This window comes from Echinicola arenosa, from assembly GCF_014841125.1.
In the GTDB taxonomy this organism is placed as follows: Bacteria; Bacteroidota; Bacteroidia; order Cytophagales; family Cyclobacteriaceae; genus Echinicola; species Echinicola arenosa.
In genome coordinates this window covers 143,363-166,781 of sequence record NZ_JACYTQ010000004.1, presented here as the reverse complement: position 1 = coordinate 166,781, position 23,419 = coordinate 143,363, and the positions used below count along the sequence as shown (strand labels likewise).

17 protein-coding genes are annotated in these 23,419 nt (G+C 40.5%); all 17 read right to left on the bottom strand.

Annotated features, from left to right (window positions below; all coding sequences use genetic code 11):
* Positions 1-12 precede the first annotated feature (12 nt).
* The gene (locus IFO69_RS12965) at positions 13-705 is read right to left on the bottom strand and encodes a potassium channel family protein (RefSeq protein ID WP_192010546.1); all 693 of its coding nucleotides are present in this window, start codon (positions 703-705) and stop codon (positions 13-15) included.
* A 27-nt stretch (positions 706-732) separates the two neighbouring features.
* Positions 733-2,511, bottom strand: coding sequence for a TrkH family potassium uptake protein (locus tag IFO69_RS12960; protein ID WP_192010545.1), 1,779 nt, complete (start codon positions 2,509-2,511; stop codon positions 733-735).
* Between the two features lie 69 nt (positions 2,512-2,580).
* The gene (locus tag IFO69_RS12955) at positions 2,581-3,390 is read right to left on the bottom strand and encodes an ion transporter (RefSeq protein ID WP_192010544.1); all 810 of its coding nucleotides are present in this window, start codon (positions 3,388-3,390) and stop codon (positions 2,581-2,583) included.
* A 90-nt stretch (positions 3,391-3,480) separates the two neighbouring features.
* Complete coding sequence (locus IFO69_RS12950) at positions 3,481-4,614, bottom strand: AI-2E family transporter (RefSeq protein ID WP_192010543.1); 1,134 nt, start codon at positions 4,612-4,614, stop codon at positions 3,481-3,483.
* Positions 4,615-4,773: 159 nt separating this feature from the next.
* Positions 4,774-5,838, bottom strand: a complete 1,065-nt coding sequence (locus tag IFO69_RS12945; protein ID WP_192010542.1) for a hemolysin family protein — start codon at positions 5,836-5,838, stop codon at positions 4,774-4,776.
* Positions 5,839-6,026: 188 nt separating this feature from the next.
* Entirely contained in the window at positions 6,027-9,284 is a 3,258-nt protein-coding gene (locus IFO69_RS12940) for a S41 family peptidase (protein ID WP_225444131.1), read from the bottom strand.
* A 201-nt stretch (positions 9,285-9,485) separates the two neighbouring features.
* A complete protein-coding gene (locus IFO69_RS12935; protein WP_192010541.1) occupies positions 9,486-12,365 on the bottom strand; it encodes a TonB-dependent receptor in 2,880 nt (959 codons plus the stop codon).
* A gap of 94 nt (positions 12,366-12,459) precedes the next feature.
* A complete protein-coding gene (locus IFO69_RS12930) occupies positions 12,460-13,647 on the bottom strand; it encodes a right-handed parallel beta-helix repeat-containing protein (protein ID WP_225444130.1) in 1,188 nt (395 codons plus the stop codon).
* A 193-nt stretch (positions 13,648-13,840) separates the two neighbouring features.
* Positions 13,841-14,812, bottom strand: coding sequence for an AAA family ATPase (locus IFO69_RS12925; protein WP_192010540.1), 972 nt, complete (start codon positions 14,810-14,812; stop codon positions 13,841-13,843).
* Between the two features lie 136 nt (positions 14,813-14,948).
* Positions 14,949-15,602, bottom strand: coding sequence for a pseudouridine synthase (locus tag IFO69_RS12920; protein ID WP_192010539.1), 654 nt, complete (start codon positions 15,600-15,602; stop codon positions 14,949-14,951).
* Between the two features lie 82 nt (positions 15,603-15,684).
* Positions 15,685-16,113: a DoxX family protein gene (locus IFO69_RS12915; RefSeq protein ID WP_225444129.1), complete on the bottom strand. Its 429-nt coding sequence runs from the start codon at positions 16,111-16,113 to the stop codon at positions 15,685-15,687.
* A 380-nt stretch (positions 16,114-16,493) separates the two neighbouring features.
* Entirely contained in the window at positions 16,494-17,132 is a 639-nt protein-coding gene (locus tag IFO69_RS12910; protein WP_192010538.1) for a Pr6Pr family membrane protein, read from the bottom strand.
* A gap of 94 nt (positions 17,133-17,226) precedes the next feature.
* Positions 17,227-17,856, bottom strand: a complete 630-nt coding sequence (locus IFO69_RS12905; protein ID WP_192010537.1) for a hypothetical protein — start codon at positions 17,854-17,856, stop codon at positions 17,227-17,229.
* Between the two features lie 88 nt (positions 17,857-17,944).
* Positions 17,945-18,724, bottom strand: coding sequence for a lipopolysaccharide kinase InaA family protein (locus IFO69_RS12900; protein WP_192010536.1), 780 nt, complete (start codon positions 18,722-18,724; stop codon positions 17,945-17,947).
* Between the two features lie 34 nt (positions 18,725-18,758).
* Positions 18,759-19,004 carry a hypothetical protein gene (locus IFO69_RS12895; RefSeq protein ID WP_192010535.1) on the bottom strand — a complete coding sequence of 82 codons (246 nt, stop codon included), beginning with the start codon at positions 19,002-19,004 and terminating at the stop codon, positions 18,759-18,761.
* Positions 19,005-19,198: 194 nt separating this feature from the next.
* Entirely contained in the window at positions 19,199-22,354 is a 3,156-nt protein-coding gene (locus IFO69_RS12890) for an efflux RND transporter permease subunit (protein WP_192010534.1), read from the bottom strand.
* A gap of 18 nt (positions 22,355-22,372) precedes the next feature.
* A complete protein-coding gene (locus IFO69_RS12885) occupies positions 22,373-23,419 on the bottom strand; it encodes an efflux RND transporter periplasmic adaptor subunit (RefSeq protein ID WP_192010533.1) in 1,047 nt (348 codons plus the stop codon).

The window sequence follows — 23,419 nt, the reverse complement described above, 5'->3', positions numbered from 1 at the left end:
CTTCAAAAGCACTTATTCTTCGTTAAGGTTGAGGATATTTTGGATGTCCTTGATATCTCCAAAAAGTACCAAAATATCATTTTTCTCAATCATGGTTTGGGCATTGACCACACCAAGTACCTTTTGTCTCTCTTGCAGGTTCCCAAAAAGATTAGCCCTATTGCGGACTTTGATAATGGTAAGAATGTTGACATTGAATCGATTTCTTACTGCCGTTTCACCGATAGTCTTGCCCACAAAATCTTTTGGAGCTGTCACCTCCACGATATTATAGCCGTCCGAAATATCAAAGCTGTCAATCACCCCTTTCATCTCCAGCTTTTTGGAAAGCCTCTCTGCTGTTTCCTCTTCCGGATGGATAATTTCATCCACACCAATGGCTTTGATCACGGTTTCATGGGTATTGGTAATGGCCCTACTAATGATTCTTTTGGCCTGCAATTCTTTGAAAACAGCTGTTGCCATAATCGAAGCTCCCATATCCTCTCCAATCGCAATCAAAACAACATCTGTTTCTTTGATGGGTAAATTTTTGACGGCATGCTTATCGGTAGCATTCATACAAATGGTATGGGTCACTTTTTCTTTAACAGCCTCAATCTTGTTCATATCATTATCGATGCCAATCACTTCGTGACCTTTGTCTGTTAATCGAGCAGCCAGATAGGCTCCAAAGTTGCCCATACCTACGATGATAAATTTCATATATATAATGTTTTTCGTTGCAATCTATCAAGTGATAAACACTGATTCTTCAGGATAGCGATAGCTAAGATTTTTAACGCCCTTGCTGACCGCAATCAATAAGGTAAGAATCCCCACTCTTCCTACAAACATGGTTACAATCAGTACCAATTTACTTCCAAAGCTCAACCCTCCTGTGATTCCTAAGCTTAACCCCACAGTCGAAAAAGCTGAAAACGCTTCAAAGAATACGCTCAATAAAGGGATATCTCTATCGAAAAGCTTCAAAAAGAACACGGCTCCACCAATCATCATAATCGACATAAAGGTAACCGCAAAGGCTTTTCGTAAGGTTGTGTTGGATATTTCCCTCCTAAACACCTCAACTCGATCCTTGCCTTTGGCAATACTGAATGAACTAAGAATGGCCACTGCAAAGGTACTGGTTTTCAATCCCCCTCCTGTAGACCCCGGCGATGCACCTATCCACATCAATAAGAGATAAACCAAAACTGTCGGAATGGCCATATTTGTCATATCCACCGTGTTGAAACCGGCAGTCCTCGGTGTTACCGCACCGAATATTGCCGTTACCACTTTACCATAACCACTTAGTCCTGCTAGTGTATTTTCTTCCTCCAAAACCCAATATAGCACGAAACCCACCAATAAAAGTAACCCTGTAGTGAGCATTACTAATCGGGTACCTACATTAACCACTCGTGGCAAATGCCTATAACTTTCTCCATACAGGACTTTCCTATATAACCCTCTTATAAGATGTTTCAAATAACCATAATAACTTAGCACAACGGGAAAGCCTATTCCTCCCAAAACAATTGAAAAAGCCAGAATCAGGTGCATGTTGTAATTATCCCTAAAGCCTTCTTGGTACAAGCCGTCACTTAAGATACTAAAGCCCGCATTGCAAAAGCCAGAAACACTGTGAAAGATGGAAAAGAAAATCATCCCTCCAGTGCTTTCAAATAGTTCTTTGTCCAATGAAAGGAAGATCAGTACCGCCCCCACTCCTTCTACCAAAAAGGTGAAAAGAATTACTTTAAGCAGGGTATTAAAAATCTGGCCAAAGTTTTCTTCATTGATAAAATCCCTCAAAAACAGTTGATTCTGGATGCTGAAGCTTCCTCTAAAGAAAAAACCAAAAAAGCTCGTAAAGGTCATCATACCCAATCCACCCAACTGGAACAAAAACAGAATGATCAACTGCCCGAAAATGGTAAAGTCTTTGGCGGTATCCAGCACTATAAGTCCCGTCACACAAACGGCACTTGTCGATGTAAATATGGCATCTACCAAATGAATGGGCTGATAGGTAGCATTGGGCAGCATCAACAATACTGTCCCAATAATGATCAACACAAAGAAGCTAAGCAAAAATATTAATGGAGGATTTAGCTTGAGTTCATTTACTCCCAAGCTGACTTTGGACAGTTCTATTAAAAAAACCACTGCCACAAGCAAATCCACCAAAAAACGATCTGTCGTGATCTGGGTAATTGCTGAAAAAGTAGGAATGGAATAATCGGTAAATATGAAAATCAAAATCAAACTGATCATGAAAATCAGAGCAAGCTCTGAAATTCGCTTTTTAGAAAACCCTGAACCTGCTTTTGCAAAAAAATAAAGCCCTATATAGCCCGACCAGATAAAACCAAGAATAGTTTTCAATAAGGCATGGGAATCCGACAAGGACAAAAATGGCTTTTTAAAGCCTTCTTCATAAACCACTAAGGCAAAGCTAATAAAGCTAAGCACCATGATTGCCTTTTCCAATACTCCTTTTAAAAGCTTTTTATTTACATTCATGCTTGTTTCTTGAATGCGGTAAAGGTAGGTGAACTACTCAAGTTTTTTAAATTTTCCAAGTCAAATATGCTAAAGCCTGGTTCCACAATATTTGCAATGGTAAGCATCCTCATCATGATTGCCAGCATGGCAAGTATGACAGGTTCTTTGATCATCTGAATTTCTCTTTTTGTTTTTGGCTGCATTGATCTCAGAAGTCACTATACCTGTAGGTACTGCGATGATCGCATAGCCTAAAAGCATAATCAATGAAGCCATAAACTGTCCCAGCGGCGTCATAGGAGAAATGTCACCATAACCCACAGTGGTCAAAGTAACAATGGCCCAATACATAGCCATGGGAATACTGGTAAAACCACTTTCAGGCCCTTCAATGAAAAACATCACCGTACCCATCACCAAAATAATGGTAATCACAGAGCCAAGGAAAATCTGTATTTTCATCCGGCTATTATGCAAGGCTTCTGTCAGCATCTGAGCCTCTCGCATATACCGCCCCAGCTTTAAGACCCTCAACACCCTCAAAAACCTAAGGGCCCTGACCACAGCCAGAAAATGACTATTGGCCACCACCAAACTGATATAGGTTGGCAATATGGCTAACAAGTCCACTAGCCCATAAAAGCTCAGCACATAACCAGTGGTTCTTCGACTAAGCCAAACCCTCAAAATATACTCCATGGTAAAAAGAATCGTAAAAGCCCATTCCATCATATAGAAAATAGTACCATAAGCATCATGGAGCTTTCGAACAGAATCCAATACCGTAATCGTAACACTGCCAAGAATAGCGATCAATAGAACTACATCGAAACGTTTGGATGCTGCATCATCTGATTCAAAAACAATATGTGCCAGTCTTTTCCTTGTCAGTTTCATTGTTTATCTACATTCATAGCTGCCATTTTTGGGCTTCCCTTGAAAGCCGTCTGGCTAATTAATTTAAAAATGCATCAAAAAATCAATCTGCTAATCTTTTAATGAAGAACCTTCCTTTTTCTTATTGACCTCATGTTTATCCATAAGTTTTTCGAAAGAGTCACGGTGTAAATGTTCTTCATCAGGCTCTCCGATCAAAAAGCTAAAAGGCTGGGTAGCTTCTGTCATATCAAAAACAATTTTGATCACAGCTACCATTGGAATTGCTAAAATCAAGCCCCCCAAGCCAAAGAGCATCCCTCCCAAGATTAAAGAAACAATGGCTATCAAAGGGTTCAAACTCACCTTTCCACCTACAATATTTGGAGTGATAAAATTTCCTTCCAGAAACTGGACTACCTGAAACCAGCCAATCACACCCAGCGCATACCAAGAGCTGTCCATGGTCGCCAAAGCATACAATGCCGGAACCAGAGAGCCAATAGCCACACCGATATAAGGAATCAAAATAAGTATGGCGGCCAGAGTCCCAAAAAACCAGGCATACTCAATTCCCATCACTAATAATCCAACTGTATTTAGAATAGCCACAATTCCCATTACGGTCACCAGTCCCAACAAATAACTTTGGATAACATGGTAAATCCTGCTAATGGTTTCGACCACTTTTTCAGCAGGGGCTCCCTTGGCTGCCTGAATAAGAAAATCCTTAAAGAAATCCCTATAATAAAGGAAAAAGAAAGTATATAATGGTACCAAAACGCCATTGGCCAAAGTACCTCCAGCAGAACTGAAAACGGTAGTGAGGTATTTCCCAATGTTTGAGACGGACTTATGGGCTTCTTCTCTGATCTGGTTGGTCAATTGCCCAGGCTCCAAACCAAACTTACCTTCGAACCACTTCTGGATGCTATCATAAATATTCGCAAAATTGGTAGCGATATCCTGACCATCCTTTCCGATCACAATCACTTGATGAACGATAAAGTACATCAAACCAGAAAGCACCAAGGTGGCTACAATGACTGACACTATGGAAGCTGCCGCTCTGGGAAATTTTATTCTTTCAAGTAGATTACAAAGCGGATAGAGCATGATCGAAATGATCAGTGCAAACATCATGGGCACCAAAACACTCTTGAGAAAGTGGGCCATTGCGATGGTCAAAAACAGGACGATAAGCTTCGAAGCCAGTATGATACTACTGGGATATTTCTTCTCCATAAAAATCTTGATTAATATCCTTTATTTCTTACTTTTTACATTTAGACTCTGTTATTCTAACAAATATATTCCCCATCTGTTAATATCAGCATACGACTCAAGTGCCCCCACTAAGACCGTTGATCAAAGATAGTTAATATCTCTTGGGCCTTTTAGATGTTAATCGATATTTTCGCTGGGCTTATCGAAGATCAACCCCATCTTTTTTGCCCTTGCCTCCCACTGATTTCTGGCCAAAAGCTGCATATCTTTTTCTTCATCGCTTTCATCTTGAATCTCCATCCCAAGCAGTGTTTCCAAAATATCTTCTAAAGTTACAATCCCCGACATCCCACCATATTTATCCACCACCAAAGCTATATGTTCTCTCTTGTTCAACATCATTTCCAAAACAGATGGGATAGGATAATGTTCATACACCACCATAATTTCTCGTTTCAGCTCTTTTAATTTCATCTCAAAATGATCCTCGGCCAGCTCTGCCAAGACATCATGCTTTATGATATATCCATTGATATTGTCGATTGTACCATCATAAATGGGAAAACGGGAAAACCTCCGAGATTCTTTTTTGGCATAAAAATCCTTTACTGTCTCTTCTTGTTCAAGGGCCACTGTCACCGTCCTCGGTGTCATGACACTGGCTACCAAAATAGATCTAAATCGAATTAAGTTATGGATAATTTTTGATTCTCCTTCTTGAAAAACCCCCTCTTTAGTGGCAATACTGGCCATTGCTGAAAGCTCCTCACGACTCATGGTATGGTGCTCCTCTGTTTTAAAAAAACGGGTCAAAAACTCGGAAATTTTCACCAATGGATATAGTCCATAAATCATCACTTTCAATATCCCTCCAATATAAGGTGCAAGCTGTTTCCAGTAATTTGCTCCAATGGACTTGGGAATAATTTCTGAAAAGATCAAAATGGCAATGGTCAAACCAGCAGAAATCCACCCAAAATATTGTTGTCCGAAGACCTCAACCGCCTGAGCGCCCACTCCAGCTGCCCCTACCGTATGGGCAATGGTATTAAAAGATAGAATCGCGGCCAGAGGTTGATTGATATTCTCCTTTAATTTCATCAATTTCCTCGCATAATCCTTCCCCTTTTCTTGTTGTGATGCAATATAGGAAGGGGTGATGCTTAAAAGCGCAGCCTCCAATGCCGAACATAAAAAAGATATACCAATGGCCAAGAAGAGGTAAAGGATCAATAAAGTCATAGGTGCTGCTTATGTGGAATCATCAATTAAAATACTAAAAATAAATAGGTTCTTCAATGAAGAAGCCTTTTCAAATCCTGAATTTATTTTCGAAAGAAGTTTCATCCGGGAACATCATTTTCTGCAAATCCAAACAAAAAACCAGCCAAGTAGCTTGACTGGTTTCTCTAATTTTCTATAATAAGTTTTTATTTCACTTCGTATTCAGGTACGGTTGGCTTTATCGGCGGATGCTCTTGAAGCAACTTCATGGCTTCTTCTATGGCTTTTTCCAATTGTGGATCAGTGCCGTTGGCCAAAGCAGTAGGGTCTTCTAGCACTTCAATATCTGGATCCACTCCATGTCCTTCCTTAAACCACCCTCCATCAGGGTCAAACATTCTGAAAGTCGGTACTGTAACTGAACCCCCATCAATCAAAGTAGGAGCTCCAGAAATCCCAATCAATCCACCCCAGGTCCTAGTGCCAATTAGCGGTCCGAGGCCAGCTTTTCTAAAATAGTCTGGAAAAGCATCTCCTCCAGAACCACTCCAACCATTGATCAGCATCACCTTGGGACCAAAATTAGCTACCTGCGGCCATTGCCAGGTCTCCCCATCCCGAACTGCCCAAAAAGCCAAAGGCTTTCTGTTCAACAACTCAATAAAGCGATCAGGTATTTGCCCTCCGTTATTGAATCTTTCATCAATGATCAATCCCTCCTTATTGAACTGTCCGTAAAACATCCTTGTCAGTTCATATTGTCCATCCAAGCCAGTGCTAGGCACATAAATATAACCGATCTTTCCATCCGTTGCTTCCTCCACTCTTTTTCTATTGGCCTCTATCCAAGCCAAATTTCTCAAGCGGGTTTCACTGTCCATTGTTTTCACAACTACTTTTTTGGCTCCCTCCAAGCTGGCCGCATCGTTCACTGTCAACTCTACGGTTTCACCTGCTAAATCTTCGAAAGCTGCCCAAGGGTCTTTTGAAAGATCCATGGCCACGCCATTCACTGCTAAAATAAAGTCTCCTTCATTTACATCTACACCTGCTTGATCCAAAGGTGATCGAGCTTCATTGTCCCAAGGGGCTCCACGAATGATTTTCTTTACATAATAAGCATCATCCTTCACTCCCCAATCAATGCCAAGATAACCTACTGACTTTGTGTTTGCATGCTCTGTGTCTCCACCGCCCCGGTAAGTATGAGAAGCACTGATCTCACCTATCAGTTCTCCAATTATATAATTTATATCCTCACGGGTAATGGCATTATCAATCAACTTACCATATTGGTCGCGCATGGCTTCCCAGTCCACGCCATGCATATTGGGATCATAAAAGAAGTCACGCTCTAACCTCCATGCATCATTAAAAATTTGTCTCCATTCTTCTTTGGGCACTAAGGTCATTTCCATCTTGTCCGTAGGCATTTTGTCTTCCAATTTCTTGTCTCCACCAATGCTGATCACTCCAAAAGCACCTCTTGACACCACTAAGGCCTTCTCTCCATCTGCTGAAAGTCTATAACCATTTACGTTTTCAATAACCGCCTTTTCTTCGCGCTCAGCGATATCGTAATACTGAAGAGAAGTGGCCCCACTTTGAGGGTGTTTAAGATAGAGTACTTTTCCTTTGACTGCGTTTAGCATACTGTAGTTGCCAGCTGAAACAGGAAGTACCACCAGTCGCTGCTCCATTCCATCCCAATCAATTTTTACGGACTTCTCATCACCGTTACTTTCATCGTCTTTCTTCTTATCTCCCTTTTTCTCTTTCTTCTCTTTTTCAGCATCCGCTTTCTCTTCTTCTTTTACAGAAGTGGTATCATTTTTTGGTGCCAAAGGAGAAGCTGTTGCTTTTTCTAAAGGAAGCGCAGCGATTTGTGTGGAGTTGGCATATATCCAAGCACCTTCAAAATCACTGTAGATGGGATCAAATTCTCGATTGGTAAAGAAATACAAGTATTTTCCTTCTGGATCAAACACTGGATTTCGATCACTGTAAAAGCCAGACGTCACTTCATGCAGCTCACCGGATTGTGTATCAAAGATCGCAATGGAATTATTCAGGTTGTTAAGATTTTTCTCAAAAGCCAGGTAGTGGCTGTCAGGAGACCAAGCCACTGTAAAATTTTCCAGATTATACTGGTAAAGGTATTTTTGCTTGTCCACATGACTGGTTTCATTGGTCTCCATATCATAGATATAAATATCCATTGCCTTATCGACGAAGGCTACTTTTTTACTATTGGGTGACCAATATGGCTGATACCTATACCCAGCACCATAAGAGCTCAACTCCTTTTCCTCTCCACCATTCTCCATATCTTTAATGGTCAACTCATATTCACCGGAACGATCACTCCAGTAAGCAATGTATTTACCATCAGGTGACCAGGATGGATAACGTTCGGCCACACCGGAAGTTTGAGTCAGGTTAATTACAGGGCCATCTTTGGCAGGCACGGAAAATAGTTCCCCCCGAGCCTCAAATATAGCTCTGTTTCCATCATGTGAAAGCCATACATTCTGGATGTAGTCTTTTACATTCTCTTTCCTGGGCATCAAAGATGCCACATCTGAACTGACCTGTATGGGTACTTCATAATGTGCTTCGGTTGTTAAGTCCAACAAGTAAATCTTGCCTCCTGCAGTAAACACGATTTCTTCCTCTCCTATACTAGGAAACATGACATCGAACTCACTAAAATCTGTCACCTGATCGATTGCTTTAGAGCTCAGGTCATAACTGTAGATATTGTTTCTTCTATTTTCTCCGCGGTCAGACAAAAAGTAAATCTTGTCCGAAGTATACATCGGGAATTCGTCATTGTAAATACTCTCGCTGATATTTTCAGAAGAATTATCAGTAAGATTAAAAGTATAAATATCAGTGGCCATGCCTCCTTTGTAGCGCTTCCAGGTTCTGAAAGCCCTACTCTTAGGGGTATAGGCAATCTGTTCTCCATCTGGAGAAATCATTCCAAACTCGCCATAAGGCACTGGGAGTTTCTCCGGCATTCCTCCCGAGGCTGGCACTTTATAAAACTGACTGAAACGTTGCTTCTCACTTTCTCTGGATGAGGTAAAAAGGATATGCTTTCCATCGCTAAACCAATCTGTCACACGATCACCCATTCCGTGATAAGTGAGGCGCTCGGGCATCCCACCCTTTACTGGCATCACATAGACATCGCCATTTCCGTTGTAAACTCCACTAAAGGCGATAGAATTCCCATCAGGGGAAAATTTGGGAAAGGATTCTGTTCCTGCAGAAGTAGTCAGCCTATTGGCCAAACCTCCCGTTTTTGGCACCACCCAAATATCACCACCGTAACTGAAGGTAATTTGGGTAGCTGATACATCTGGAAATTGAGCGATCTTGGCATCTACCTGAGCATAATTTACCATAGGAATCAACAAAACTGTTCCTATGAAATTGATTAATTTCTTAAACATCATGTGTTGTTGGGGTTTGAAGAAAAATTCAATAAACAAATGGCCTGAAAGTACGCTATCGTACACATTTCCAACCTATAACAAACAAAGCCTATCAAATATAAAAAAAATATCACAGCATGCTAGAAGTAAAAAAAGCGTGGATATTGCTATCCACGCTTCAACTATGATAAAGGTTAATTAATGCTAACTTCTGCCGAGAAATTAGAAAGTATAAGCCAATTTAAGACTGATCTTGGTGCCTGGGCTTAGGCTAGTGAAAATCTGATCTTGGGCATTGTAAGATCTAAACACTTCCTCTTTTTTGTCATTAAGCAAGTTACTCACTTTCAATCCAGTTTGGAATTTCTCATCAGCTCCGAAGGTCTTGTTTACGTTAAGGTTCAAGCTGTGGAATGGAACAGTATAAGTATCCGTTCTGTTACCGAAGCCCACATAAGATAGTGTGCTTCCTTGTACGTTATAGTAAACACCAGCTTCCCATCCTGATTCCCAGTTTTCATATGCCAAACCAGTATTGACGATATAAGGTGCTTGACCTGCCATATCTCTGGTTGAAGAAATCTCTTCACCTTCTCTGGCAGAAAGCTCTCTTGACCTCAATTCTGACTCAGACATTTGAATGCTGGACTTGGTGAAAGTTACATTAGCATTGAAGAAGAAATTCTCAGCAGCTGGAGTAATAATATCCAATGATTTTCTTACTTCCAATTCAACTCCTGTCACTTGGCCATCACCCACATTTCTTGGCTGGAAGGCCCCTGGGTCCGAAAGGAACTGCACCATTTCGATAGGAGCAGCAAACTTTTTGTAGAATGCACTGGCTGACAGGATTTCACCTCTTTTAGGGAAAAGTTCCCATCTAGCATCCAAGTTATGAATTCTGGTTGACTGTAAGTTACCATCCCAAAGTGTCTCTGATCCACCATTGGTTGTTTCAGGGAATAGACCACCAATAAAAGTTCTACCTGTAATGGGATCCAAGATTTCAGCGAAAGACATTTCTTTGAAAGAAGGTCTAGCAATTGTTCTTGAATAAGAGAAACGTAGATTTTGAGTCTCTCCCATATCATAGATCAAGTTCAAGGTTGGGAAGAAATCAATATCATCCAATACCTTTTCATTGTCAAAAACAATGGTTTTGGTCTGGTTACTTCCTGTGTAATACTGCTCATATTTCTCCATTCTCACTCCTACGATAGCTTTTAAGTTATCAAATGGATTGATTTCTGTATTCACATACACCCCAAGGTTGTTGATGCTAGCATTATACTCGTTTGGATTGTTCGGTATGAACAATGGATCATATCGAACGCCATTGGTATTGTCAGCAGAGAAAAGGTTCTCCTCATCAAATACTGCATTTGGATCCCCAGTAAAAGTGGTGTTGCCCACTGGGAACTGGAAGCTTTGGATCAAGAAGTCTCTCTGTTTGTAAGTGTAGCTCGTTCCAAAACCGAATTTAGCAGCTTGGTCTCTGAAAGTATAATTTTTGGTTAAATCTACTTTTCCAACCACGTTGTCCTCATCCAGGTTTCTCCAAATTCTCTCAGGAAGACCCACTTCAGTGGAGATTGAGTTATTGATGTCTCTGAACCTCAAAACTCTAACGTCCGGATCTTCAATAACCGACCTTGTTGGAGATAATTTCCAGTTCAATTCCCAATCGTTTGTTGGTCCCAACTTGTGCTCACCGCTCAAAAGGATATTCGTCAATGAACGCTCACTGTATTCAATGTTATATTGGTCAGCACCATAAACGGTACCCACATTATTACTTTCAAAATCAAACTGCCCAACTTTAGACTCTCCATTTTGAAGCCTTAAAAAGTTCAATTTGTACTTGGACATACCCGTCTTGTAAGCCAATCCGGCCATTCCACCCAGTAATACATTATTTACTCCATAATCACCAACTTGTCTTTCTAGGGGAGTTAATTCGTACTCACCTGCATTACTTGGTTTTCCATACAAGTTATACTCAGCCCCTTCAAAATAAGTAGTTTCGTTGCTGTAAGTTAAAGCAAAGTTATAACCTAACTTGCCATTTCCAGCATCTACCTGGTTACCAAAGGATAAACCAAGGCTTAGGTCCATTAAATTACTGGAACGCTGACCTCCCATAGTAGGATTAAATCCTCTTAAAATTGATTGATACTCCTGCCCTGTTGGACCATTTGGATTTCCTACTACCTGAGCATATTGAGGAATATCAGTTCTTCCTCCGGTTGGAATATCACGGTATCCATTGTCAAAGCCTAAAAAGTCAGTACCACTACCATCTACTTTGAGATAGTTGCTATTGAAGTGCATCGAAGGGTTATAACCACCACTAAGACTCACTTTAAATGTTTTTTCTTCTGGGAAATCTTTGGTTTCAATATCCACCACACCTCCGGTAAAATCAGCAGGAAGGTTACTCGTAAATGACTTGGATACAATGATGTTATCTACCACATTGGTAGGAAAGATATCCATTTGGATAGAGTTTCTATCGGGATCAAGGCCAGGGATGTCCACACCGTTCAATACCGTTTTGGTATATCGGTCACCTAGACCTCGGATATAGACATATTTTCCGCCTTCTATGGATACCCCTGTTACTCTTTTGATAGCAGAAGCGGCATCGCTGTCACCAATCTTTCTGAAAGTAGACGCTGAAATACCGTCTATCATGTTAGCAGCATTTCTTTTTACAGTCATCAAAGCAGCTTCAGTGGTCCTGATGGCTTGTGCAGTTACTACTACAGACTCCAGCTCTTCAGTGGTTTCTGCCAATTTCAAATCACTTAGTAAAGTAACTTCACCTGGCCTCACTTCCACCCCACTGATTTCCAGTTTATTGAAAGAGATGAATGAAGCAACAAGTGTATAAGTTCCTGGCGCAAGCTTGATTTCAAAAGCTCCGTCAAAATCCGTAACAGCACCGGTTTGTGTTTCTTTAACCAAAACAGAAACCCCAATCAAAGGTTCTCCTAAACCTTCATCAATAATATTTCCTCGGATAGTACCCTGTTGGGCAAATACAAGTTGAGGGATTGCAGCGCATACCAATATGGTTAGGGCTACGAATATCTTTTTCATTTTTATTTGAATTATAAGTTACAGCTAACGATTAAAAGATAAAAAAGTAGATAGAAGGGATCATGAATGATCCCTTCTGAGTATGGATGATTGATTATTTCAAGATATCAAGTGCACCTGAGGCAGCAGCCCAAGACCATCCTGCAAAAGCAGACTTGTCAGCACCTACAGTATTTTCACCTTCTGCTACTGCAGTAGTAAATGCTGCAGAACCACCTAGGAATACATCAGAAACCATAAGTTCAGCAGGAAGAGTTACTTCAAAATTAGAGAAAGCAGCTGCTACAGTTGGAAGCTCATCGAAAGTCTGACCGCTAGCTACACTAGTGAAGTAGATATTAGACATATCTACATTAGTATTGGCATCATTATCCACTAGGCCTACAGCACCCCCAGCGATGATAGAACCGTTAGTTAAGGTGTAGTTACCATTTACATAAGCACCTTCTGGGCCATCAAGCTCAAAGCATTTGTCACCACCGTTTACAATGATGAAGTTATTCAATGTTCCGTTCCAAGCTTGGTCAGCATCGATAGAGTCATCACCAGCATTCCAAACTACAGCGTTAGTAACGTTTACAGTACCACCGAACCATTCGATACCGTCATCTTGGTTACCAATGATTTCTACATTTTCTATTACAGTACCAGAACCTACACCACCTAAAGTAAGACCGTTGATCTCATTACCGTCTCCGATATTTGCACCTCCATGACGGATAGAAACATATCTTAATACACCTGAATTGTCCTCATCATCAGAACCACCGTAAAGACCGTTGGTATCGGATGGTGGAATACCTTCAATTTGTGCTTCAGTATTACCTCCGGCAAGAGAAACATTTGCTCTTCCCAAGATCAAAAGACCTCCCCAAAGACCATTTTGGTTTGGAGAAAGACCATCTTGATGGAACACTTCACCCGGTTGGATTTCATCTGCAATAGAAGTAAAGATAATTGGATCATCAGCAGTACCTTCAGCCATAATTTTTCCACCACGGGCGATGATTAATGCTGTTGCGTTGGCACCAGAACCAGCTTCACCTTTGATGATTACTCCTGGCTCGATAGTCAATGTAACACCGTTCAATACGGAAACTCTACTCGCTAGAGTATATACATTACCTGACTCTAAAGTACGATCTTCTGTAATGTTTTCGCTGAGAACAAATTCATCCTCAGGATCAGGTCCTGGATTTGGATTTGGATCATCATCGCTACAAGATGTAAACATCACTGATGTTGCCATCAACATTAAAAACAGAAAGTTAAGTTTTTTCATGATTATGAAATTGATTTAGTTTGTTCGCTTTTTTGTTTTCGCTCCACAAAACTGAACCAATTTTTCTGCGACTTAGAATTTTTCCAATTATGTATTTTTTAAAAAAGTCGTCACAGATTAATATTGAATTAACAAACGGATAAAAAAAAAGCCTTTGATCTCTCAAAGGCTTTCTGAATCGCTTATTTGGGCGTTATTTCAATGTTACGGATTTATTAATTGGTATCTTATCCAATATTATATGAATCAGGTCACGGGTATTGATATTGTCCGCTTCTGCCTCATAATTAAGAATAATCCTGTGATTAAGCACATCTTCTGCTACTTCCTTGATATCTTCTGGAAGCACATAATCGCGTCCATCCATAAAGGCCACAGCCCTAGCTGCAAGGTTCAGGTTGATACTTGCCCGAGGAGAAACACCAAACTGTATATATTTGGCTTCTTCTTGTAAACCATATTGCTCTGGGAATCGCGTAGCAAAAACCAATTCAATGATATAATTTTCCAAAGGCTCAGACACCTGCACTTGGTTGATCTTATCACGGATTTCAAAAATATCCTCTTTGGAAAGTATAGCCTGCACATCAGCCTTATAGCTCATATTGGACATTCTTCTCATCACCTCCAACTCATCTGACTTGCCCGGATAATCAATGTGTACTTTCATCATAAATCTATCCACCTGAGCTTCAGGCAATGGGTAAGTCCCCTCTTGATCCACAGGGTTCTGAGTGGCCAGTACCAAAAAAGGACGATCCAACTGATAGGTAGTTTCACCAATGGTTACCTGCTTCTCCTGCATGGCTTCCAAAAGGGCGGACTGAACTTTGGCAGGTGAGCGGTTTACCTCATCAGCTAAAATCAAATTGGAAAAGATAGGCCCTTTTTTTACTTCAAAGTCACCATTCTGCTGGTTATAGATCATGGTACCGATCAAATCTGATGGCAACAAGTCAGGAGTAAACTGGATTCTGTTAAAGTCCAAATGAAGTACTTTGGCCAGGGTGTTTACTGTTAGGGTTTTGGCCAAACCGGGTACACCCTCCAAAAGTATGTGTCCATTGGTAAAGAGTCCGATCAATAAACGATTGACCATTCGCTCTTGTCCTACCACCACCTTCTTGACTTCATTGATGACGTCCTGAATCTTTTCCTGATGCATTATAATCTTTTATTTATGTTAAGTCTCGTATAAAACTGCTGATGCCAAGGCACCTTGCTAAATTAAGAAGCCTAAATTAGAATAAATTGCCTTTTAACACAATTTAACAAGTGCTGAAATTCTATTTTCAACCAAGCTAATTTCGCTTTCCAAATCTTCCTTTGGAACGTTTATGAAAAGGCTTGTTAGACTGATGAACCATTTTATTTATATCCACGCCCAATAGCTTGTACATTTCCTGCTGGTCATATTCCCGTACTTCTCCGACCGCAAAACCTTCAATGGTGAGCTTTTCCATGGACCAGCGCACCAGTCTTAAGGTGGGGAAATTCACCGCGGCTGTCATTTTCCTAACTTGTCGGTTTTTACCTTCAATTAATGTCAATTTAAGCCAAGAATCCGGCACCGTCTTACGATAACGAATAGGAGGGTCTCTTTCGGGTAATATAGGCTCATTTTTTTTTAACTTTGCTTTGGCCGGTTTGGTATGGTACATTTTCCCGTCCACCTTGATATCCACTCCTTGTTCCAAAGCTAAAATGGCTTCTTCACCTGGAACACCCTCCACTTGGGCCAGGTAACTCCTTTGATGCCCAAACTGAGGGTTAAGCAAATAATGGTTCAGTGGCTTATCGTCTGTAATCAACAGTAAGCCTTCACTGTCCTTGTCCAATCGACCAACAGGATATACTTCTTTTGGAAAATCCCCAAGCTCTTTCAAAGTATTCTCCTCTCCACTAAACTGGCTCAAAATCCCAAATGGTTTATAGATCACAAAATACCGGGGCATAGGCTAAATATTGATGATGGGCAAAGTTTGACATTATCTGTTTCAAAACCAAAAAAATGGATTCTGCGGACAAAAGATATTACTACCCATTGGTTTCCTTCTTCCCAAAAAGATACCTGAGCGCTCCAGTCGACCAAAGTGCCCATAAAATTAATACAGGTTGAAAAAAAAGACGGATCAACCTTTTACGATCAGTATCCAATCCAAAAGCATCAATTTCATTGGTGTATTGAGCAATATTTCCCGGAAAAATCAACACATAAAACAGTGCCAAGGCCATTCCTACTTTCACCTCTTGCTTGACCCAGAAAATCATAGCTAAGCCAAGAATCAGTTCCACAATTCCTGATAAAATAACTACTAGATCCTTGCTCAATGGAACCCAGTTAGGAACTTGTGCTTGAAATTCACCCCGCTGAAAGGTCATATGACCAATGGCGGCCAAGATCATAAAAGCCCCTAAGATTACTCTAAAAACTGCTTGAACTTTATTTGTTTTCACCTCATTCATAACTGAAAATTTTATGCTCTAACTAAATATAAGCTGATAAGTTTTCTGAAATTTTCAATACAGCTGTCTATTTACTATTCTTCGAAATCAATAGGCTCAACGAAGTAAATATTGTCCATCCAAATACGACCATAAAGCACACCAAAGCAAGCCCTAAGTAAACCCGCTAGTCAAAATCCAAACAAGTTAAACCAAACAACATTTGGCTGACCTTTTGCACCTAGCTTACTGACAAAATCTTCAGGGTAGTTAAAGTCAGGATGCAAGCTTCCAAAAATGATTAAGGCCAGAAAAAATGTACCAACAGCCAATAACCTTATGCCCCGGTCAACCTACCCATTCCTGTCAATTTTGCATAGCACATGTCTTTAGTGTTGTCTTTATGCCTCCCTCTTAAAGTACAAGGATTTCTTTGCCATCAATTTACCCATTCCAATAAAGCCCAAAGCCAATACCACAAAGGTTAAAATCAACATTATTGTATGCTGCAATACTTTAGCCCAACCCAGCTTATTTACATCTATAAAATAATAAGGATAGAAATCTGAAAATTCTCCACTCACCAAAATATAGATCAAGTAAAGCAATGGATAAATCAACATCAAAGGAAGCTGGCTCCATCTTATTTTATCCTTTTTTTCATAACGAGCCCAGTAAATCACCACCAAAATTGGAATGATAGAATGGAGCAGCTCATCTACAACCATCTGAAGTCCCTGTGGTTCCCAAACACCTCTCAAAGTTACTTGGTAGACCAAGCCAACCATAGTGATATAAATAGTAATGGCGGTAAGCAGTCCAGATCGATCAAAGAAACATTTTGAGTTTGGTTTGTTTGATAAAGACTCCCTCCAATAACAAAAGGTAACCAAAGTATTCGTCAGGATCGTAAAATAGCTGAAAAACATCAACAGATTTTGAACCATCGAACCTTCACTCGCCCAAACCATCAATATAAATTGGGTGACCACAGCGAAAAAACCCAATAAAGCGATTGTATTACTTAAAAATTTTCTCATTGGCGAGGATAGAAATCTTTATACCATTTTTAATAGTACCATCACCAATATAGTTGTTTTTGCATAATTTTATTACTGCGTCAAACTGTAAAGGTCACTTCAATTGGACAGGTTCTGTTCGATGGGTGAAAAACTGGCCATCATTGAGCACATAAATCAGGTCAAATGCATAAGCCCCTTCCTCGGTCGGTCCCTTGGATAACTTCATATCAAAAACCTGATATTTCACGCTTTCATGGTTTTCCTCTATATAATTAGTCAGCGGAGTAAAATCCATCAAACCTTGCGCTGTATTTGTATAATAATTGGTCAAAATCAAATCATTGATCGTATCCCCAGCTACAAAGTTTTCATTAAAATCACTCAGTGTCCTGACATAAAGTGTGTCCAGGCCAACTTTATCTCCCTTCCAGCCATTGGGAGCACAGGACAGGGCAAGCAAGCTTCCATTAAGAGATATGGTTGCTTTACGCGCCAAATAATCTGCTTCAAACGCAAATCTGATAAAAAATCGCTCCCACAAAACCACTTCTCCTTCCTGTATTTCTTCAAAAGTATTATTGTTGGATTGGCTAGGCTGCAAATTGATCGATTCGATAGATTTGATGGAAAAATAGGGCAAAATATCAGGACATTCCCACATATCATTATCAACTTGCTGACAAGCCCAAAAAACGCCCCCAAAAGTAAAAACAGTAAACAGTAACAAAACTCGCAACTTCATAAGGTTTTTATTTTCTATACGGAACAAATTTATGATTCGTCTCAGAAACACCTAATAAAATTACATTACAACTAAAAAGAAAGAACTATCAACAATGATTCCCTAGCTTTCTCTTTCCTAAAAATTGGTCTCGAAGCTTCTTTAGTCTTGTTTTGGCACCATACCTTAAACTTGCCTCATATTTATAATCGTAGAAAAGTTTGAGCCCCTTTAGGGCATTGGTTCCTCTCAACTCCATATATCGTCGAATCAAATAGGTCATTGCCTCAGGCTGGAAGCCTAAGCGGTTCAAGCTTTTTACCGCATCACTTTCACTGATCCTAACCTGTTTCAGTCGATTGTTATCAATCAATGCAAAGTCATACTGTCCATTTTGCTCATGGTACAAAATGTTGCCTAAGGTATAATCTTCATGATAAATTTTATGAAGATGAAGGTTCAAGGTAAATCGAGCAAGACATTCCAGCATCTCCCTGGACTTCGCCACATCATGGGTATCAAAAGAAGAAAGAGGTTTGTAATCTGTATAGACCGACACAAAGTATCCTGCTTTTAACATACCATTTTCAATACAGTCAATAAAGGCTACAGGCTGTGGCGTGTTGATTCCTTCCTGCTGAAGCATCAGCGCATATTCATAGGCTCTTTTGGCTTTGGAGGGCCTTAAATAAGCGTAAATAAATCTATTGGCCAGGTATATTTTTCTAAAGGACTTGACAACGATCTTTTCTCCTTGGACCACATCTGTCCTTACTTGATTCCTTTCATTATAAATAACCACTCCACGTTCTTCAAACTTTTCAGGAATCTCCTCCAGGTATTTTCTAAGGTGCTTGAATTGGTCGTGGATATGGATAATTTTCTTCATAAAAGTTTCTGTCTTGCTTCAATGGATTACAAAATCAGTTTTGATGCTGCAACATATATCTGATCAACTCATCCGGGCTTTTGAGGGAGTTGGCGGTTTCTTCATTCAGTTCTACTTGAAGTGCATCTTCCACATCATAGATCAAACCGTCCAAATACACCTTATCAAATCCCATATCCTTTACAAAGTCCGAACGCTTCAATTTGGATATTGGAGTGATTCCATATTTCCCCATCACTTCGATAATCGTTTTCAGTTTTGTGTAATTATTTGTTTTCATCGCTTTTTATTTTTTAGACGAGACTTTACTTGATTCTGTCTCAATGTTTTGTAAATCACCTTTGTAGAAAGACACGCTCAAATGGATTTACCCTTATTGTGAAGGTCAGTACAGTTTCAAAAAACAGTTATAATTTCTTACAACTCTATTTTTAATCCTGCACTGACCATTCAGCAATCATCAACTAACTATAATTATACATACGCTGCAACTTCGGATTCCGACTCACTCAGCTCGGTTTCTTCGATCACAATTTCTTTTTTCTTATCCTTACCTAGCTTGGCCATGATACGATCGAATATATAATAGATCACTGGCACTACTACCATGGTCAAAAACATGGATGAGATCAACCCACCGATCAATGCCCAAGCAAGACCATTTTTCCATTCTGCACCGGCTCCGGAAGCCAATGCAATTGGAAGCATACCAAAAACCATGGCCAGAGTGGTCATTAATATCGGACGGAAACGAATCTCCACAGCTTTCACCAAAGCCGCTTTCACTTCTAGGCCAGCATCTTTCAACTGGTTGGTGAAGTCCACTAGCATGATGGCATTCTTCGCTACCAATCCCATCAGCATGATCAATCCGAGGATACTGAAAATACTCAGGGAAGAACTGGACAAGGCCAAAGCCAAGAGGGCACCAATGATGGCCAAAGGCAAGGAGAACATCACCACTAGAGGGTAGATATAATTGTCATAAAGCGCCACCATGATCAAGTAGATCAATAAGATCGATGCCAGCAGAGCCACTCCTAAGCTGCCGAAGCCTTCTTCTTGCATTTTCATATCCCCTTCATAAGAAATGGATACTTCCTTTGGTAGATTTAGCTGGGCTATTTTCTCCTGAATTTCAGCACCAACCACCCCAGTAGTTCTTCCTGAAACTTGTGATTGCACGGTGACAGAGCTGATTCTATCCTGACGGTTTAACTCACTCGGTCCCTCTGATGGTGTGGCATTGGCAAATTGCTTCAGTAAGACCGTTTGTCCTTTGTTATTGACAAAAGCAAGGTTCTCAATATCTGAAACGGACTTTCTGTCAAATTCATCCATTCGGATATTGATATCATATTCGTACTCTCCGTCCCTGTATTTGGTATCTGTGTTCCCGTTAAAAGCCACCTGCATGGTTCCACCCACCATGGCCATGTCCAATCCTAGATCAGCCATTTTGGTTCGGTCCACTTCTACACGTATTTCCGGATTACCATCTTCCAAAGAAGTTTGAACTTTTCTGGTACCCGGTACTTTTTCTACCTCGGTCAAAACCCTATCTGAAAAGCTTTTCAACGTGTCCAAGTCAGGACCAGAAAGTACAATCTGGATCGGAGCATCATTGGCAGTACCAGTAATACTGATCGGTACAGCGGTAAACTCAGCTCCAATAATGTTCTCCTCCAAGGCTATTTCCATCTCCTTGGCAAATTCAGGCGCACTCACATGACGCTTTTCAGCATCCACCATTTTAACGGTGATCTCCGAAGCATAAGGAGTTGATTGACTTCCAGACATGCTCCCTGTGGTTTGACCAACTGTCGTAAATACACTGGTCACTAATGGATTTTTTTGTAGGAAATTCTCCGCTTCCCTCGTGGTAAAGTTGGTTTCCTCTAAGGTGGCGGACTTTGGTAATTCCAAACGGATAATAAACTCACCTTTGTCCCCTTCACTCACAAATTCGCTACCGATAAAACCATTGCTTACCAGCATAAATGAAGAAATAAACAAGACAAAAGTGACCACTAAAGTAATGATCTTATGGTTGAAAGCCCACTTTAGGATGCCTGTCAACCAATCAATAAAGCTGTCCAGAAAACCTTCAAAACCATTGATGATTCTTCCAAAAACACTTTTGGGGTTGATGTGCTCCAATTTTGTAAACCTTGAAGTCAACAATGGAATCAAAGTAAATGCTACCAATAAACTCATCAAGGTAGCAACTGCCACCGTGATACTAAATTGGGTCAAAATGCCTGATATCAATCCACCTGTAAGAGAAAGAGGCACGAAAACCACTACGATTACCAAGGTGATTGAAGTTACTGTCCCCCCAATTTCGCGGATACCGTCATAAGAAGCCTGTACCGCTGATTTACCTTTTTCCAAGTGACGATAGATATTCTCAATGACCACAATCGCATCATCCACCAGAATACCTACCACCAAGGAAAGGGCAAGCAAGCTCATCAAGTTGAGGGTAAAGCCCGCCAAGTACATCACTGTAAATGTTGCAATGATAGATGCCGGAACGGCAATCATCACAATAATGGCATTTCGGAAGCTGTGCAAGAATAAGAGCATGATGACTGCTACCAAGACCACGGCAATAATCAAGTCATGAATTACGGCATCAGCTGCTTCCAAGGTAAACTCTGAGGAATCTTGGGAAATCTCAAACCTAAGATCACTGTTTTGATAAGTTTTCTCTAATTGCGCCAATGCAACATCAACACGCTCTGCCACATCTACCGCATTGGCATCGGATTGTTTTTGGATACTGATACCGATGGCGCTATTGCCATTCAGCCTGCTGAGAATTTCCTCGTCCTTACTGGAGTCTACAACCTCGGCCACGTCTTTGATCTTGATAGCTGAGCCTTCTGCATAAGTAATGATCAGTTCTCCAATCTCATTCACGCTGCTGAACTTACCCGCTAAACGAATTAATATCTGCTCCTCATCACTTTTTAGTTTCCCTGTAGGAAAATCCAAGTTTGCCTGAGCAATCGCCTGATTCACTTGCAAGGGAGAAATCCCATAGGTGTTTAACTTGTTTTGATCCAAGTTTACCTTAATTTCTCTCTCTGCACCGCCTAGCAAATTCACCTGAGCTACCCCGTCAATTTGGGATATCATGGGCTGAATCCGCTGGTCCATCAAATCATAAAATTCCGTCGCGGTCAAGTTAGAATAGGCTCCCATTTGCATGATTGGCATATCATCCAAACTGAATTTCCCCAAGGATGGAGGATCTACATCTTCAGGCAAATCTCCTATTACGGCATCGATTTTTCTTTGTGCATCCTGAAGAATGATATCCACATCCACATCATCATCCAACTCAATGGTAATGATGGAAAAGCTTTCCAATGAAGTGGACTTCATTACATCGATTCCCTCCAAAGAAGCCAAGGCATCCTCCAATTTTCTAGTCACTGAGTTTTCTACTTCTGTCGGTGCTGCACCAGGGTAAACAGTCGAAACGGTCACCACATTGGGACTAAACTTAGGCAGAAGCTCATAAGACATCTGGGTATAGGAAAAAATCCCCAGTAAAGTCAATATTGTAAACAGCACCACTACAATAGTGGACCGTTTGATAGATATTTTCGTTATCTGCATGCTCTACTAATTTTCAGATTAAAGTTCAGTTACTGCTGTCCCGTCCTTCAAATTGATCAATCCAGAGGTCACTAGTTTCTCTCCTTCTTTTAATCCGTCCAAAAGAACCAGTTTGTTTTCGCCTACTTGCGCAAGGTTTACTTTTTTCAACACTGCTTTTCCATTCTCCACTACATAAACCTCTGGGTTTTTCACTCCACTCACTAGGGACTTTCTGTCAATTAGGATAGCTTCTTCAGCAGGATAATCAAAGGCTGCATAAGCAAACATTCCTGGCTTGATCTGGTCGGAACTTTCACTCAACTCAATCTCTACTTCATACCTTAATGAAGCATCCCCTTTTCTGCTGGTAAAAGAAACCTTACCCTCAAAATCCTGCTCAGGAAGTACACCTACTTTCACTTTTACTTTATCTCCTTTGTTGATGCGGGCAATTTCCAATTCAGAAACTTTCACGACCAATTTCATAGGGTCAATGTCCACTATGTCCACGACATTCATGCCCGGGCTCATTAAAGTTCCGATTTCAATATAGTCTTCGTTGATATAGCCGGATATAGGAGCGGTAATCACCGTATTGGCCAAACGTTTCTTTTTCATTTTCACATCTGACTCAGCCATCTTGGTTGCATTGCGGATCTCTTCCAATTGTTTTTCCGTAATGGCTTCTGTACCCGCCAGATTTTCATAACGCCCCAAGTCCTTTTTATTCTGGTGTAATTTCACCTCTGCAATGGCCAATTCAGATTGGATCAGCTCATCATCCAGTTTTGCAATGACGTCTCCTTTATGTACATAATCCCCTTTTTCTTTATAGATCTTCAAAACCTTACCACTAGCTTCAGCCTTTAGGGTTAGCTCTTTGTTGGGCTCGAAAGTACCATTTGAGGTAAAGGAGATTTTATGTGCTGTTTTTTCAATAACCGCTGTCCTTACTGGAATGGACTCGCTGGTCTTCATGGCCTCTTCTGCTTTGACCTCCATTTCTTGCTTATTTTTAAATAGCGTAAAGCCTATGCTAGCTGCAATGATGACCAATATTAATGGTGTGATAATTTTTTTCAT